Source organism: Bisbaumannia salifodinae, assembly GCF_055388505.1.
This window is the reverse complement of the sequence record NZ_AP043781.1, coordinates 1,586,779-1,602,826: the sequence shown is the minus strand read 5'-3', so window position 1 is coordinate 1,602,826 and position 16,048 is coordinate 1,586,779. Positions and strand designations below refer to the sequence as shown.

Here is a 16,048-nt window from a genome sequence, read left to right as displayed (position 1 = left end):
CCCGTCGCTGACATCAGGGCCACACCTTAGCGGAGTTGCCCGGGTAAATCATGCCTCGCCTCCCTCCTCGCCCAGCGCCGCGACGAAGGCCTCGACGATGGCCTCGGGGGCCTCGGCGATATCCGCCACCCTGGCCTCGTCCGGCCCCGGCGGCTCCAGGTCGGCGAGCTGGCTGGCGAGCATGGCATCGCCCTTGAAGAAGTGCCCCCGGCGGGAACCGAGGCGCTCACGCAACAAGGCCTGCTCGCCGTCGAGGTAGAGAATGCGCAGCGCCGGGTCGCCGCGGCGCAGGCGCCCGCGATAGCGCGCCTTGAGCGCCGAGCAGGCGATCACCACCGAGGCATCGCGGCCACGATAGTCGGCGAAGCGCCCCGCCAGGGTATCGAGCCAGCCGCGCCGGTCGTCGTCGGTGAGCGGGATGCTGCGGGCCATCTTGGCCACGTTGGCGGCGCTATGGTGGTCATCGCCGTCGATGAAATCGGCGCCGAGGCGCCGCGCCAGGAGGCGGCCGACATGGGACTTTCCCGAGCCGGAGACGCCCATCACCAGAATGCGGTAGGAAGCCGTGGTCACGCTTGCTCCTCGTCTCGGTTGCCGCCAAAGGCGGCCGGGATGCGGCAGGAATGCCGGGGCATGTTCGCCATCACGCTCACTCCTCGTCTTAGTTGCCACGCACGGCGGTCAGATCGGGCAGCCAGGTGACCAGGTCGGGGAAGGCCACCAGCACCAGCAGCATCACCAGCAGGGCCGCGTAGTAGGGCAGCATCGCCTTGACCAGGGACTCCATGGAGACCTTGCCCACGCCGCAGCCCACATAGAGGCAGGTGCCCACCGGCGGGGTCAGCAGGCCGATGCCGAGGATAAAGGCCATCAGCACCCCGAAGTAGGCGGGATCGACGCCCACCGAGGTGACGATGGGGGCCAGCATCGGCGCCATGATCACCATGGCCGGGGTCAGGTCCATCACGAAGCCGATCAGCAGCAGCAGCAGCGCCACGATCAACAGCAACAGGAAGGGCTCCTGGGTGATCGCCTGGACCTGCTGCACCAGGGTCTGGGGCACCATGTTGATGGTCAAGAACCAGGCGATCACGGTGGCGAAGGCCAGCAGCAGCATCACCATGCCGGTGAGCCGCGCGGTGCGGATGCACATGCCCCAGAGGTCGGCGAGACGGATCTCCCGGTAGCAGACCACCGAGATAAACAGCGAGTAGAGCAGCGCCGCCACCGCCGCCTCGGTGGCGGTGAAGACCCCGGCGATGATGCCGCCGACCACGATCACCGGCAGCACCAGGGCCAGCCAGGCGGCCTTGAAGGCCTGCCACAGCGGCGCCAGGCGGAACTTGCGGGTCTGCCCGGCGTGCTCGAGGCTGGCCATGATAAAGGTGGTGACCATCAAGGCCAGGCCGATCAGCAGCCCCGGGACGATGCCGGCGATAAACAGCCGGCTGATGGAGGTCTCGGTGACGATGCCGTAGAGGATCAGCGGGATCGACGGCGGAATGATGATGCCGATCACCGAGGAGACGGTGTTGATGGCGGTGGCCTGGGGCGCCGTATAGCCCTGGCGGGTCATGGAGGGAATCATCATCGCCCCGGTGGCGGCGGTATCCGCCACCGCCGAGCCGCTGATGCCACCGAAAAACATCGAGCCGGTGATCGCCACCTGGCCCAGGCCGCCGCGGATAAAGCCCACCAGGGCGCCGGCCAGGTCCATCAGGCGACGGGCGATGCCGCCGGCGCTCATCACCTCCCCCACCAGGATAAAGAAGGGAATCGCCAGCAGCGGAAAGCTGTTGACCCCGCGGATCGACTGCTCGATCAGGATCGACAGGGGAATATCGGAGAGCACGGCCATGACCACGGCCGCCACCCCGAGGCCGAAGGCGATGGGCAGGCCTAGGGCGATGGAGGCGAAGAGGATCGCCAGGAAGATCCACAACATGACATCAGCTCCCGGAGGTGGGGGAAAGGAGGCGCACCAGGCTCTGCCAGGCGCGCCACAGGGCCACCGCGCCGATAAAGAGCGCGCAGACGATCAGCGAGGCATTGATCAGGTTCCAGGGCACCCCGAGCAGGGCGGTGCTGGCCGTGGAGCGGCTGACCACCAGCGCCCCGCCCCACAGGATCACCCCCATCAGGGCGGCGATGATCAGGTGCTGGATCAGATAGAGCAGGTAGGCCCCCCGGGGCGGCAGGCGGCGCACCAGGAAATCCACGGCGATATGCTCATAGCGGGCGAAGGCTGCCGCGGCGCCGACGAACACCAGCCAGATAAACAGCATGCGGGCCAGCTCGTCGGCCCAGGGCAGGGCATGGTTGAGCAGGGAACGGCCCACCACATTGGCGGAGACCGCCAGGATCAGCGCCACCAGCAGGGCCGCGATCAGCTGCTCCATGATCACGGTGAGCCAGCGGAACGACGCCGGCCCGCGGCGCTGCTCGATATCCAGCTCCAGGGGGCGGCGATTGGGATCCTCCACGTAGGCATGGGGATCGGGGGTGGCTTGGGTGTCCATCGCGGGACTCCTGAGGCGAGTGGCGGGGCCATCGAGGCCCCGCCGGGTCGAACATCGGGGTAAGGGGGAGGTTACTCGTCGTCGGCGACGGAGGCGGCGATCTGCTGGATCTCGGCGATCAGTTCCTCGCCGATGCGCGGGCCCCAGTCGTCGTAGGCCGGTCTTATTGGTCGTCGGCGACGGAAGCGGCGATCTGCTGGATCTCGGCGATCAGTTCCTCGCCGATCTCCGGCGCCCACTCTTCATAGACCGGCTGCACGGCCTCTTGGAAGGCGGCGATCTGCGCGTCGTCCAGGCGGGTGATCTGCATGCCGCGCTCCTCGAGCTGCTCCCGGGCCCAGTCGTCATACTCGGCGCTGATCTGGATCTCGTAGGCCGCCGACTGGCGGGCCGCCTCCTGCACCAGGGCCTGGTAGTCGGGATGCAGGCGGTCCCAGGTGCGCTCCGACATCATCATCACGAAGGGCGTGTAGACGTGGCGGGTCTCGGAGCCGTAGTCCTGCACTTCCTGGAAGTTGGAGGTAAGGATGGTGCTCCAGGGGTTCTCCTGGCCGTCCACCACGCCCTGCTCCATGGCCGAGAAGAGCTCGCCGAAGGCCATCGGCGTGGGGTTGGCGCCCAGCGCCTCCCAGATCGCCAGGTGCACCGGGTTCTCCATGGTGCGCACGGTCAGGCCGCGCACGTCCAGGCCGGCCACATCTTCCGGGCTGGCCACCGGGCGGGCGCTGTTGGAGAGCTGGCGATAGCCGTTCTCGGAGAAGGTCAGGGCCTTGATGCCGCTGCCCTCGAAGGCGTCCAGCATCGATTGGGCCGCCTCGCTCTGCAGCACCTCGATGGCCGCCTCGCGGCTGGGCAGCAGGAAGGGCAGGTCGAAGACCGCCAGCTCGGAGACATAGGAGGTGGCCGCCGAGCTGGAGGGGTAGGTCATGTCCAGGGTGCCGGTCTGCAGCATCTCCATCATCTGCACATCGTCCCCCAGCTGGCTGTTGGGGAAGACCTGCACCGTCAGGCGGCCCTCGCTGCGCTGCTCGAGGATATCGGCGAAGTAGCGGCTGGAGAGGTACTGGGGCGAGCCCTCCGAGAGGCCGAAGCCCATGCGGATGGTATGGCTGCCGTGATCCCCTACCACCTCGCCGTCGATGGCGGGGGGCGCGGAGAGCTCGGGGGACTGGGCCTGGGCGATGCCAAGGGAGAGGATGGCGGCCCCGGTCAGGGCGACGGCGTGGCTCCAACGAGGTGTCATGGCGTGACTCCGTGATCGGCGTTGTTGTTGGTCGATGCCGCCGGCAGGGCGGCATTCGGGGTCGGGTAACGGGTCTCTGGTAACCAACCCGATGTTACCGGTAACTTTCGCCGTTGAGCCTAGTCGTCGCCGCGCGGGGGTGTCAACGAATGAGCGAAAAACGAGACCTAGACCATGGTCTAACTGCCGCCCGGGGCGCGGGATCGCGCCGGACTCGAGGCCAGGGCAACGGCAGCAGCGGCCGCCCTCGCCAGCACTGCTGGAGCCATCGCGGAGGTCGAGGCGACAACAAGGGTGATACAGATCAAGAAGGGGCCGGGCGTTGTGCACTATGGTAAGGGCATCACTCCCGCAAGGATTGGCCAGCATGGTGAACTCCGTCCCGACGCCTCAACCGAGCAAGCTCTCCCCCCTGCCCAGGCTGTCCGGCTGCCTGCTGGTGATGCTCCTGCTCGTGCTGCTGGCCTCGACCACGGCGAGCGCCCATGACCGGCTCTCCGACCAGGTTCCGGCGCCCATCGCCACGTCCGACGGTCCCCACTGCCACCATGGACACCCCCAGGAGCGCCCCACCCTGGCGGCGCTGCGGGCCCACACGGCGGATGCCGAGCCCGTTGCGCTCGCCCCCCTCTCCCAGCCCACCGCCGCCGCACCCCGGACGAGATTGCCACGGCTGTCTTCTCCGGGACAGGTGATGGCCCCGCCTCCCCCGCTCTATTTGCTGACCCAGCGCTTTCGCTCCTGAGTCCTGTCCGGCTCGCCTCGCCAGCCATCACCTCTACGAGGCGGCTAGGCCCTGACCGGCGCCTCGGACAAGCGGCACCCTCTTCGGCCCTCGCGGCCAGACAGTTCGCAGTGGGCCTATGGCCCCAGGAGTCAGATCATGAAACTTCGTCGACGCACTATGGCCTTGGGCCTCTCTCTAGCGCTGGGACTCGCCGGAAGCGGCATGGTCGCCGCCCAGGGAACGGCCCCCGGGATGATGAGTGGCCAAGGCATGATGAGTAGCCAAGGCATGGGACCCGGCATGATGAGCGGCCAAGGCATGGGACCCGGCATGATGAGCGGCCAAGGCATGGGGCCCGGCATGATGAGCGGCCAAGGCATGGGCCCGGGCATGATGAGCGGCCAGGGCATGGGGCCCGGCATGATGATGCCCTGCCCGATGACGGGCGAGCCCCCGGTGCCCCAGTTGAACGACGAGCAGCGTCTCCAGCTGCGCGAGCTGAGGCAGGCACACCGCCCCGCCCAGTTCGAGCGCATGGCGCGATTGATGAATCTGAGCGACGACCTGATGACCGAGATGCAGGGTGAGCGCCCCGATCCCGAAGCGGTGCAGGCCCTGCATGGGCAGATGGCGGAGGTGCATGGCGAGATGCTGGCGGAGCGGGTGCGCCTGCGCAATGCCATGCACGAGCTGCTCACCGACGAACAGCGCCAGCAGATGCAAGAGGCGCTTCCTGGCGTCGTCGGTCCCGACGACCACGACACTCACCAGTGAACGTGGCACTCGCCCACCCCGAGGCGAACGATCGCCCCGCCATGCCATTGAGAGCCATGCCATTGAGAGCCGTGCCATGACCGAGACCACCGCGACGACCATTACCCTGACCGTGCCCGGGATGGGCAGCGACCACTGCGCCGGCATCGTGCGCACCACCCTGACCCGCCTGGAGGGCGTGGGCGAGATCCATACCAATATCGCCAACCATCGGGTCGCGGTGGCGGTGCGCGACGGCGGCCCGGATGGCGAGAGGCTTCGCAGCGCCGTGGAAGGCGCCGGCTATGAGGTGGCCGCCGTCGAGGGCGAGGCGGCACAGGACGCCGAGGCCGGGGCCGCGATCGAGGAGGCCTATCTGACCCGGGCCCGCCGGCGGCTATGGATCGCCGCCGTGCCTACCACCCTGATCATGCTGCTGATGATGCCGCAGATGTTCTGGCGGCCGATTCCCGGCTACCTGGCCATCGTCGCGCTGCTGGCCTTCCCGGTGGTGTTTCTCTACGGCGGTATCGCCACCCACAAGTCGACCTGGCGCTCGCTGAGGAACGGCACCTTCAACATGGACGTGCTGATCTCCATGGGCAGCCTGCCGCCCTACCTGATCGGTCTGGTCGGCTTCGTGACCCCGATGACCTCCTTCGTCGAGATGGCCGCCACCATCATGACCTTCCACCTGCTGGGCCGTTACCTGGAGGCCCTGGCCAAGGGGCGCGCCTCCCAGGCCATCCGCCGCCTGCTGACCCTGGGCGCCAAGACGGCGCGGGTGGAGCGCGACGGTGAGGAAGTCGAGGTGCCGGTTAAAGAGCTGGCACCGGGTGACATCATGATCGTGCGTCCCGGCGACAAGATCCCCACCGACGGCGAGGTCATCGAGGGCGAGAGCCATCTCGACGAATCCCTCGCCACCGGCGAGTCGATCCCGGTCTACAAGAGCACCGGCGACAGCGTGATCGGCGCCACCCTCAACAAGGAGGGTCGCCTGCGGGTCAAGGCGACCCGCGTCGGTGGCGACACCTTCCTCGCCCAGGTGGTCCGCCTGATCGATCAGGCCCAGGGCTCCCGGGTGCCGATCCAGGAGTTCGCCGACCGCATGACCGGGCGCTTCGTGCCGGCGGTACTGGCCATCGCCCTGGTCAGCCTGGCGGCCTGGCTGCTGATGCCGGAGACGCTGCGCCCGATCCTCGACTGGGGCGCCACCTTCCTGCCCTGGGTGACCCCGGATGCCGCCGTACCGGTGCTGGCGATCCTCGCCGCCATCGCCGTGCTGGTCATCGCCTGCCCCTGCGCCCTGGGCCTGGCCACCCCCACGGCGCTGATGGTGGGTTCCGGCATCGGCGCCGAACGCGGCATCCTGATCCGCTCCGGCGAGGCGATCCAGACCTTCAAGGACGTCAAGGTGATGGTGCTCGACAAGACCGGCACCATCACCCGCGGCGAGCCCCGCCTCACCGAGGTGGTCGCCGCCGAGGGCGTCGCGGAGGCGCGCCTGCTGCGGCTCGCCGCCAGCGTCGAGCACGCCTCCGAGCACCCCATCGCCCGGGCCATCGTCGACGGCGCCGGGGAGCGCGGCGTGACGCCCGGCGAGGTCAGCGAATTCCGCTCCACCGGGGCCCGTGGCGTCTCTGGCAAGGTGGACGAGGCCCGTGTACTGATCGGCAACCGTCGGCTGCTGGAGGAGAACGAAATTCATGGCCTGGAGGCCCTGGACGACGAGCTGAGTCGCCTGGAATCCCTCGGGCGCAGCGTGGTGATCGTGGCCGCCGATGATCAGGCCCTGGGGCTGGTGGCCGTGGCCGATACCCTCAAGGCGGAATCGGTGGACGCCATCCGCGGCATGCACGCCCTCGGCCTGCACGTGGTGATGGTCACCGGCGACAACGAGCGGGCCGCCCGGGCCATCGCCGAGGAGGTGGGCATCGACGAGGTCCAGGCTGGGGTCCTGCCCGAGGGCAAGGTCGAGGCCATCCGCGCCCTGCAGGCCCGATACGGCAATCACGTGGCCATGGTCGGCGACGGCATCAACGACGCCCCGGCCCTGACCCAGGCCAATGTGGGCATCGCCATCGGCGCCGGGGCCGATGTGGCCATCGAGGCCGCCGACGTGACCCTGGTGAGCGGCGAACTGACCGGCGTGGTGGACGCCATGCACCTCTCCCGCGCCACCTTCGGCAAGATCGTCCAGAACCTGATCTGGGCCAGCGGCTACAACCTGGCGGCGATCCCCGTCGCCGCCCTGGGGCTGCTGCATCCGATGATCGGGGTCATCGCCATGACCGCCAGCTCCCTGTCGGTGATCGGCAACTCCCTGCTGCTCAAGCGACGCTTCGCCCGCCAGCCCATGATCGAAGGAGGCTCCCGATGAACCGCTATCACCACGCCATGATGTTCGCCTGCCTGGCGGTGATGGGTGGCGCCATGCTGCTGCTGATATCGCGCAGCGACGCCCCCGGGAACGGCGCCTGGTTACTGCTGCCCATGGCGCTCTGCCTGGGTGCCCACCTGCTGCTGCATCGTCATGGCCCCCACGGCGCCGCCCGGGACGAGTCGCCGGAGTCGCCGAGAAAGCGGCACTGAGCGGCAGCGCGGCAACCGTGAGTTGACCACCCCGGCGGGATGCCTAATCCTGGCGGCACACCCTGCCGAGGAGTCGCCATGGATGCCGTCCTGCCCACCACGGATGCCGCCGCCATCGCCCGCCTGGAGCGGCTCTTCGCGGCCCAGCGACAGGCCTTCGCCGGCGACCCGATGCCGAGTGCCGAACGCCGCCGCGACGACCTGACCCGCCTGGAGGCCGCCCTGGTGCGCCACCAGGAGGCCCTCTGCGCGGCCATCGCCCGCGACTTCGGCCACCGCAGCCATGACGAGACGCGGCTGGCGGAGCTGCTGCCGGCCCTGGAGGGGATTCGCTTCAATCGCCGCCGACTGAAAGGCTGGATGCGCCCCTCCCGGCGGCGGGTCGGCCTGCCCTTCCAGCCGGCCCGGGCCCGGGTGACCTACCAGCCGCTGGGGGTGGTGGGCATCATGGTGCCCTGGAACTACCCCCTCTACCTGGCCATCGGGCCGCTGATCTCGGCGCTGGCCGCCGGCAATCGGGCGCTGATCAAGGTCAGCGAGGCGACCCCGGCCAGCGGCGAGGCCCTGCGCCGGGTCCTCGCCGAGGCCTTCGACGAGGCCCGGGTCGCGGTGGTGGGCGGCGAAGTGGCGGTGGCCGAGGCCTTCGCCGCCCTGCCCTTCGATCATCTGCTGTTCACCGGCAGCACCGCCGTGGGCCGCCGGGTGATGCGAGCCGCCGCGGCGAACCTCACTCCGGTGACCCTGGAGCTGGGCGGCAAGTCGCCGGCATTGATCGGCGACGGGGTATCGATGACCCGCACCGCCGAGCGCCTGGCCTTCGGCAAGGGACTCAACGCCGGCCAGACCTGCGTGGCCCCGGACTATGTGCTCTGCCCCCGCCATCGGGTGGCGGAGCTGGTCGAGGCGCTGACCACCCGGGTGCGGCGCCAGCTGCCGGGCCTGGCCGACAACCCGGATGCCACCTGGATCATCAATGACCACCACCATGAGCGCCTGCGGGCGCTGCTTGCCGATGCCGAGGCCAGGGGCGCGAGAGCGGTGCCCTTGGTGGGTGACGAGGGGCTTGCGGCGGGCAGCCGCCTGATGGCGCCGACCCTGCTGCTGGAGGTCAGCGAGGCGATGCGGGTGATGCAGGAGGAGATCTTCGGGCCTTTGCTGCCGATCGTGCCCTACGACACCCTGGACCAGGCGCTGGCCTATATCGCCGCCCGCCCCCGGCCCCTGGCTCTCTACTACTTCGGCGTCGAGCGCGCCGAGCAACAGCGGGTGCTGGAGAGGAGCCATGCCGGCGGCATGTGCCTCAACGACTGCGTGATGCAGGTCGCCCAGGATGACCTGCCCTTCGGCGGCGTCGGCGCCTCCGGCATGGGCCGCTACCATGGCCACGAGGGCTTTCTCACCTTCAGCCATGCCAAGGGCATCTACCACAAGGGGCGCCTCAATGCCGCGCGCCTGATCTACCCACCCTATGGCGGCCGCCTACTGGCGTGGCTCTACCGCTGGTGGCTGCGCTGATCCGGTTCCCCCCTGCTGGATCGTCTCCATCACCCATTGGAAGAGCTCCTCGACGCGATGGGTGGAGTCCAGGGCACCGCGTTCCCGGGCCTCTTGCTTATGCTCGGGTCGGCTCGAGCCGGCATAGATGATCACCGGGGTCGAGTCGCCCCTGGCGCGCAGCGCCTCCAGCAGCGCATAGCCCTCTCGGGGCCCCTCCCGGCGCCCCATATCCGAAATAATCACCGCGAAACGCTGCGAGCTCAGCAAGGCCAGGGCCTCATCGGTGGAGCGCGCCAGCACGACCTCGATGCCCTGGGCGGCGAAGGCCTGGCGCTCGAAGGTGTTGCTCTCCGGATGATCGTCTACCCATAGCAGGCGCCGACGCCATGGCTCCACCCTGGTGCGGGGCATCACCGAGACGGTATCGACGATGGAGCGCAACTGGGTCTCGCCGCCATCCCCCTCGCCTCCCGGGTGCTTGATCGAGGCCGCCGCCAGGGAGGCGGCGGTGGCCATCTGCGCCTTGAGGAAGTTCTCCTCGTCCTGGAAATCGGCGGGGCCATAGAGCTTGTTGTGGTGCCGGGCGACCAGCCACAGGAAACCGAAGAACACCACCACCGGAAACCCCACCATAAAGTAGATCAGCGGCACGACATGCTCGGCGAGGTTGTTGCCGAGCCCCACCACCAGGGAGGCGAAACCGTATACCAGGACGATAAAGAGCGCGATGATGCCCAGGGGACTGCGGGTGAAGCCGATGGCCGACTCGGCGAAGCGTGGGATATCCATGGTGTCCTGCCCGAGGCGCGGTTGGGCGCCTACCGCTTGGCGGCTGGGCCGGGCCGGCGCCCGCCGGTCATCGAGCCGGCCGGAGGTGGCCCGGCTCTCGGCCCCTTTGCTTTCAAGCTAGTCCATTCCCGCGAGGGGGGCCGCCCCCGCACGGGAACGGCGTCAGGGCGATGCTCTCGGAGTCTGCCCTCGGCAGAGGAAGCCCCCGAGCGCCCTTGTCGCTGCACGGAAGCGCCCGGGGCCCCGCTCTCCGCGCCCCTGCCGATCACCGGCGGTTCAGCGGTAGCGGCCCTAGGCCGGCGTACCGATCCTCCGAGGCGAAGGCGGGACGGGGGCGGCGGACGGTGCCAGCAGGTCCTTGCCGACCCGGAAGTGGCCGACCCGCGCGGCCAGGTCGGCGGCCTGGTCGTCCAGGGCCCGAGTGGCGGCGGCGGATTGCTCCACCAGGCTGGCATTGTGCTGGGTCACCGCCTCCAGTTGGGCGATGGCCCGGTGAATCTGCTCGATGCCCGCCGACTGCTCTCCGGCGGCGGCGGCGATCTCCTCCACGAAATGGGTCACCCGGCCGACGCCCGAGGTAATGGTGTCGAGCCGCTGAGCGGAATCGTCGACCAGGCGTTCGCCTTCCTCGGTGCGCAGGACACTGGCATCGACCAGGGCACGGATCTGATTCGCCTCTTCGGCACAGCGACCGGCCAGTTGGCGTACCTCGCCGGCCACCACCGCGAAGCCGCGCCCCTGCTCCCCGGCCCGGGCCGCCTCCACCGAGGCATTGAGCGCCAGCAGGTTGGTCTGGAAGGCGATGGCATCGATGGCCTCGACGATGGTGGTGACCCGCTGGTTGGCGTCCTTGATGGCCACCATCGCCTCGCGGGCCTCGCCGGCGACCCGACTGGCCTCCCGGGCCTGGCCATCCACCTCGCCGGTCAGACGACTGGCCTGGGCGGCATAATCGGCGGTCTGCTTCACGGTGACGGTGATCTGCTCCATGCTGCTGGCGGTCTCCACCAGGGAGCTGGACTGTTCCTCGGTGCGTTCGGCCAACGCCTGGTTACCCTGGGCGATCTCGCCACTGGCGCCATGGATCGAGGCGGCGCCCCGCTGGATACTGGCGACCAGGCGTTCGGTGGTCTCGGTGGCGGCATTGTTGGCACGATTGAGCGCCGCCAGCTCGTCGCTGCCCAGCACCTCCAGGCGTCGACTCAGATCACCCTCGCCGGCGGCGATCTGGGCCAGGGTACGGCGCAGCGGGATGACGATGCTGCGGCTGACCAACAGGGCCAGGCCGATCGCCACCGCCCAGGCCAGCAAGGCCAGCCCCAGGTAGGCCAGCAGGGCGTGCCGGGCCTCCCGGTAACGTGCCTGACTAGCGGCCACCAGGTCGGCACTCAGGGCGGTCTCCAGATCATGCAGCAGGTCGATCTTGGCGGTCTGGCGCTCGAACCAGTGCCCGGGCTCCACCCCGAAGCCTCCCTGGCCGGCGCCGGCCATGGCCCGCTCGCGCAGGGCCGCCACCTCGGCCACCACCGGCCGTGCCATCGCCTCGGCATAGTGGTCCCGCGCCGCGGCGGTGGCGAAGCGCTGGAAGCCGCTTAGATAGGCGGCCTCTTCCCCCACCAGGCTCATGAAACGACGATGCAGGGCCGGCGTGAAGCGGTCGGCGGCGAAGGCATTGGCGAGCACGGCACGCTCGATACCGGCCAGCTCCTTGGCATTGAGCAGTTGGGTGTAGGCGGCCAGCCGGCGTACCAGCCCGCCATCCTCGACGCCCGCCCCCAGGGCACCGACGCCGTCGATCAGGGCGCTGGTGATGGCGGTGTAGTGGCGGATGGCCTGGTCGGCGCTGGGCTCCAGGGCATCGACGCCCTGACGATAACGCCCCAGGTCGGCCAGGCCGGCCCGGACCTCGTCGAGCCGGGTACTCGCCTGTTCGCCGAGCAGCCCCGGCTCGAGGGCAGACAAACGCGCCACCAGGGCCTCGGCGGCGCGGTCACTGGCCTGGCGCTGCTCCGCCAGGGCGGCAATGAATTCCCGCCCTTCGCTGCCCAGGTAGCCGGCACTCATGCCGCGCTCCCGCTGCAATTGATGCACCAGGCGACCGCTCTCCTCGGCCAGGTGCATCAGGCGTTCCAGGCGTGCCATGTCTCGGCTCACGGCCTGGCGTTCGAAGACGCCGACCGTGGCGAGGCCGGTTATCGCGAGGAGGGGAATCAGCAGGGTCAGGGCAAACTTCTTGCCCATGGTGAGTCGGTGCAACAGCTTCATCGAGCACTTCCTTAAGAACGAGTCTAGGAGTCCCCGGGGCGTCGGGCGCCCGAGGCAGACGGCAGTGAAGGATTCTTATGGTTATGGGTAGCGATGAAGCTGGCGTGAGATCACTGCTCCCTATCCTATCGGCGGCGGGCGCCAATACTTGAGGCCACGGACACTCAGCGACGCCGCGCCTCCTGGGTCGCCACCACCACCAGGGTCAGGACGGTGATCGGCACCACGAAGTAAAGCATCACGGTGGCGAAGGCCGGCAGCGCCGCGTGGTGGGCCGAGGCGAGGATCAGGTAGAGGGTATAGGCCAGGTAGTAGCCGAACAGCACCGCGCCTTCCCAACGCACGATGGTGCCGCCGGTGAAGCCCAGGGGCAGGCAGGCCAGGGCCACCGCCAGCATGACCGGCAAGTCGAAGGCGATCATCGCCGGGGGGACCTGGATGCCCGTGGGTGCCAACGCCACGGTCAGGCCCAGTACCCCCAGCAGGTTGAAGACGTTGCTGCCCACCACATTGCCCACGGCGATATCGCGCTCGCCACGCAGGGCGGCGACCAGCGAGGTGACCACCTCCGGCAGCGAGGTCCCGGCGGCGATCAGGGTCAGGCCGATCACCTGCTCGCCGACGCCCAGCGCCTGAGCCAGGCTCACGGCGCCCCCCACCAGCCAGCGCGAGCCCAGCACCAGCAGCGCCAGGCCGCCCACCACCAGCGCCACCTGCCAGGCCCAGTGCCCCGACGCCGCCCGCGACGCGTCTGACTCGGGGACCGCCTCGCGCCGGGCCTGGCGCAGCAGGACGCCGAGATAGCCCACCAACCCCGCCACCAGCAGCAGGCCCTCCAGGCGCCCCAACTGGCCGTTGGCGGCCAGCAGCCAGACCAGCAGGGAGAGGCCGATCATCACCGGAATATCGAGGCGGATCAGCTGTCGAGCCACCACCAGGGGCACGACCAGGGCGGAGAGCCCGAGGATAAAGAGCACATTGAAGATATTGCTGCCCACCACGTTGCCCAGGGCGATGGCGGCCTGGTCGTCGAGGGCCGCCTTGAGGCTCACCGCCAGCTCCGGGGAGCTGGTGCCGAAGGCCACCACGGTGAGGCCGATGATCAGCGGCGGAATGCCCGCCCGGGCGGCCAGCCGGGAGGCGCCGCGTACCAGCGCCTCGGCCCCGATAATCAAACAGACCAGTCCCGCCACCAGCGCCACGACCATGCCCGGCCCTCCCTTGCGTCGCGTTTTCGCCTCGCCATTCATGCCACGGCCGGCGCGTCCCGTCCATCCGGCGGTCGCGCCGGGAATCGAGGTGTCGCCGCCGGCATGGCGCCCTTGCCCCGGTGCCGTGAAGCCGCCACAGTAAGTCCCCTACCGCCACCACAGGAGACACCCCTTGTCAGCCCCCGAGGATCCCCGCAGCATCCTGATCACCGGCTGTTCCAGCGGCATCGGCCACGCCGCCGCCCATGCCCTCAAGGCGCGGGGCTGGCGGGTGTTCGCCACGGCCCGCCGCGAGGCCGATGTCGCCCGCCTCGCGGCGGAGGGCCTGGAGGCCCTGGCGCTGGACCTGGACGACAGCGCCTCCCTCCAGGCCGCGGTGGGCGAGGTGCTGGCCCGCACCGGCGGACGCCTGGACGCCCTCTTCAATAACGGCGCCTATGGGCAGCCCGGGGCGGTGGAGGACCTCAGCCGGGAGACCCTGCGCGCCCAGTTGGAGACCAACCTGCTGGGCACCCACGAGCTGACCTGCCGGGTCATTCCCGCGATGCGCGCCCGGGGCCAGGGGCGCATCGTGCAGAACAGCTCGGTGCTGGGCTTCGCCGCCCTGCCCTATCGCGGCGCCTATGTCTGCTCCAAGTTCGCCCTGGAGGGCCTCACCGACACCCTGCGCCAGGAGCTCACCGGCAGCGGCATCCATGTCAGCCTGATCCAGCCCGGCCCCATCACCAGCCGCTTCCGGGAGAACGCCCACCGCGCCTTCCATGCCCATATCGAGGTGGCGCACAGCGCCCATGCCGAGACCTATCGCCATGTGGAGGCGCGCCTGGCCAACCAGGCCGGCAAGGCCCCCTTCACCCTGGGCCCCGAGGCGGTCATCGACAAGCTGGTGCATGCCCTGGAGAGCCGCCGCCCCCGGCCCCGCTATGCGGTGACCCTGCCGACGCACCTGTTCGCCGGCTTGAAGCGCCTGCTGAGCAGCCGCGGCATGGATCGGGTCCTGCTGCGCTCGACCCGCGACGAACGGCAGTAGGGCAGCGTCGAGTCCGCCAGGCCGCTAGAACTCGACTCGTTCCGCCTCGGCCTCGAAACGCACATCGATGGCAATGCCCTCCTCCAGGCTGGGGGGCTCACCCAGTACCTGCTGCAGGGCCAGGGTGCCCACCACCCGCCCGGCCACCCGGGCCACCGGGCCCCGCACCTCGAAGGCCTCCAGGGTCAGGGTGACCTCCGCCGCCTCGGAGGTGTAGACCGGCGGCAGCGCCGAATGGCCGATCAGGTGCACCACGTCAAACTCGGTGACCTCCTCGCCCATCAGGGTGAAGCTGATGCTCAGCGCCTCCCGGGTGCGCCAGGCGTCGGGCTCGACGAAGCCCATCAGGTCGACGGCATAGAGGCCGCCCAGATCGGTGAAGCTGGCATTGGAGTCGTCGCCGTGGCGCAGGATATACCACTGGCGCGCCTCGCCATCCAGGCTGCCTTGTATGCCCTCCTCGGCCAGGGCCAGCGGGGCCACGCCCAGACTCATGCCCAGGCTCATGCCCAGACCCAGGGCCATCGCCAGCCGCCCCGTGCCCTCTCGAATCGTCCGCCTGTCCATGCTCCCTCCCTGAATGCTGGCCGGCCGGGAACGGCCTGCCCTCAAGATAGCGTGAAACCGGGTGGGACATGGCCCATCCGCGGTTTCGCCAGGCCGGCGAAGGGGCTAAGGTGCTGCGATAACCTACCGGATAATGGAGTCCCGATCGCCATGTCGCGCACGACTCGGCTGTTCGACCTGATGCAGTTGCTGCGCCACCATCGGCGACCGGTGAGCGGCCAGGTGCTGGCGGAGCAGTTGGGCGTATCCCTGCGCACCCTGTACCGCGACATCGCCGACCTCAAGGCGATCGGCGCCCAGATCGACGGTGAACCCGGCCTGGGCTATGTGCTCCAGCCGGATTTCCTGCTGCCACCCCTGATGTTTTCCGCCGACGAGGTGGAGGCCCTGGCCCTGGGACTGACATGGGTCGAGCGCCGGGCCGACGGTGAGCTGGCCGCCGCCGCGGCCGAGGCGCTGGCGAAGGTCTCGGCGGTGCTGCCACGCGACCTCCATGCGCACCTGGAAGACCAGGCCCTGCTGGTGGGTCCCGGCTGGGAGAAGCCCCAGGCGGTCGCGCTAAGCGTCCTGCGCCAGGCCATTCGCGAGGAGCGCAAGCTGCGGATCGGCTACCACGATGAAGCCGGCCAGGCGTCAACGCGGGTCATCTGGCCGGTGAGCCTGACCTTCTTCGAATCGAGCCGGATCCTGGCGGCCTGGTGTGAGCTGCGTCGGGCGTATCGGCACTTCCGTGCCGACCGGATCGAGTCGGCGACGCCCCTGGCGGAACACTATCCCCGTCGACGCCATGTCCTGCGCCGGGAATGGTTGGCGACCCTCCCACACTGCTGACAAAACCTGTCAGCCTGCTCG

Annotated in this window: 15 protein-coding genes; 7 read left to right on the top strand and 8 right to left on the bottom strand. The window is 69.4% G+C overall.

Going from position 1 to position 16,048, the window contains the following annotated elements:
- Positions 1-48 precede the first annotated feature (48 nt).
- From ACZ5EF_RS07245 to ACZ5EF_RS07230, 4 genes are all read right to left on the bottom strand, one after another.
- Positions 49-573: a gluconokinase gene (locus tag ACZ5EF_RS07245; RefSeq protein ID WP_346063042.1), complete on the bottom strand. Its 525-nt coding sequence runs from the start codon at positions 571-573 to the stop codon at positions 49-51.
- 88 nt (positions 574-661) lie between these two features.
- Complete coding sequence (locus ACZ5EF_RS07240; RefSeq protein ID WP_346063043.1) at positions 662-1,945, bottom strand: TRAP transporter large permease; 1,284 nt, start codon at positions 1,943-1,945, stop codon at positions 662-664.
- Positions 1,946-1,949: 4 nt separating this feature from the next.
- Positions 1,950-2,519, bottom strand: coding sequence for a TRAP transporter small permease (locus tag ACZ5EF_RS07235; protein ID WP_346063044.1), 570 nt, complete (start codon positions 2,517-2,519; stop codon positions 1,950-1,952).
- A 163-nt stretch (positions 2,520-2,682) separates the two neighbouring features.
- Entirely contained in the window at positions 2,683-3,762 is a 1,080-nt protein-coding gene (locus tag ACZ5EF_RS07230; protein WP_346063045.1) for a TRAP transporter substrate-binding protein, read from the bottom strand.
- Between the two features lie 367 nt (positions 3,763-4,129).
- Between ACZ5EF_RS07230 and ACZ5EF_RS07225 the strand changes: the two genes are divergently transcribed.
- From ACZ5EF_RS07225 to ACZ5EF_RS07205, 5 genes are all read left to right on the top strand, one after another.
- A complete protein-coding gene (locus ACZ5EF_RS07225; protein ID WP_346063046.1) occupies positions 4,130-4,507 on the top strand; it encodes a hypothetical protein in 378 nt (125 codons plus the stop codon).
- Between the two features lie 138 nt (positions 4,508-4,645).
- The gene (locus tag ACZ5EF_RS07220; protein ID WP_379729069.1) at positions 4,646-5,263 is read left to right on the top strand and encodes a Spy/CpxP family protein refolding chaperone; all 618 of its coding nucleotides are present in this window, start codon (positions 4,646-4,648) and stop codon (positions 5,261-5,263) included.
- Positions 5,264-5,339: 76 nt separating this feature from the next.
- The gene (locus ACZ5EF_RS07215) at positions 5,340-7,625 is read left to right on the top strand and encodes a heavy metal translocating P-type ATPase (protein ID WP_346063048.1); all 2,286 of its coding nucleotides are present in this window, start codon (positions 5,340-5,342) and stop codon (positions 7,623-7,625) included.
- Positions 7,622-7,837, top strand: a complete 216-nt coding sequence (locus ACZ5EF_RS07210) for a hypothetical protein (protein WP_346063049.1) — start codon at positions 7,622-7,624, stop codon at positions 7,835-7,837. Before ACZ5EF_RS07215 ends, ACZ5EF_RS07210 begins: the two co-directional genes overlap by 4 nt.
- Positions 7,838-7,915: 78 nt before the next feature.
- Positions 7,916-9,352 (top strand): coniferyl aldehyde dehydrogenase, encoded by a 1,437-nt coding sequence (locus tag ACZ5EF_RS07205; protein ID WP_346063050.1) that lies wholly within the window; start codon positions 7,916-7,918, stop codon positions 9,350-9,352.
- On the opposite strand, the gene ACZ5EF_RS07200 is transcribed toward ACZ5EF_RS07205, so the two are convergent.
- From ACZ5EF_RS07200 to ACZ5EF_RS07190, 3 genes are all read right to left on the bottom strand, one after another.
- Positions 9,317-10,123: a response regulator gene (locus tag ACZ5EF_RS07200; RefSeq protein WP_346063051.1), complete on the bottom strand. Its 807-nt coding sequence runs from the start codon at positions 10,121-10,123 to the stop codon at positions 9,317-9,319. The genes ACZ5EF_RS07205 and ACZ5EF_RS07200 overlap by 36 nt on opposite strands.
- Before the next feature lie 291 nt (positions 10,124-10,414).
- Positions 10,415-12,388 (bottom strand): methyl-accepting chemotaxis protein, encoded by a 1,974-nt coding sequence (locus ACZ5EF_RS07195; RefSeq protein WP_346063052.1) that lies wholly within the window; start codon positions 12,386-12,388, stop codon positions 10,415-10,417.
- Positions 12,389-12,552: 164 nt separating this feature from the next.
- Positions 12,553-13,596 carry a calcium/sodium antiporter gene (locus ACZ5EF_RS07190; RefSeq protein WP_346063053.1) on the bottom strand — a complete coding sequence of 348 codons (1,044 nt, stop codon included), beginning with the start codon at positions 13,594-13,596 and terminating at the stop codon, positions 12,553-12,555.
- 175 nt (positions 13,597-13,771) lie between these two features.
- Between ACZ5EF_RS07190 and ACZ5EF_RS07185 the strand changes: the two genes are divergently transcribed.
- Complete coding sequence (locus tag ACZ5EF_RS07185; RefSeq protein WP_346063054.1) at positions 13,772-14,629, top strand: SDR family oxidoreductase; 858 nt, start codon at positions 13,772-13,774, stop codon at positions 14,627-14,629.
- A 24-nt stretch (positions 14,630-14,653) separates the two neighbouring features.
- On the opposite strand, the gene ACZ5EF_RS07180 is transcribed toward ACZ5EF_RS07185, so the two are convergent.
- Complete coding sequence (locus ACZ5EF_RS07180) at positions 14,654-15,196, bottom strand: hypothetical protein (RefSeq protein ID WP_346063055.1); 543 nt, start codon at positions 15,194-15,196, stop codon at positions 14,654-14,656.
- A gap of 150 nt (positions 15,197-15,346) precedes the next feature.
- On the opposite strand from ACZ5EF_RS07180, the gene ACZ5EF_RS07175 reads away from it, so the two are divergent.
- A complete protein-coding gene (locus ACZ5EF_RS07175; protein ID WP_346063056.1) occupies positions 15,347-16,027 on the top strand; it encodes a helix-turn-helix transcriptional regulator in 681 nt (226 codons plus the stop codon).
- Positions 16,028-16,048 lie beyond the last annotated feature (21 nt).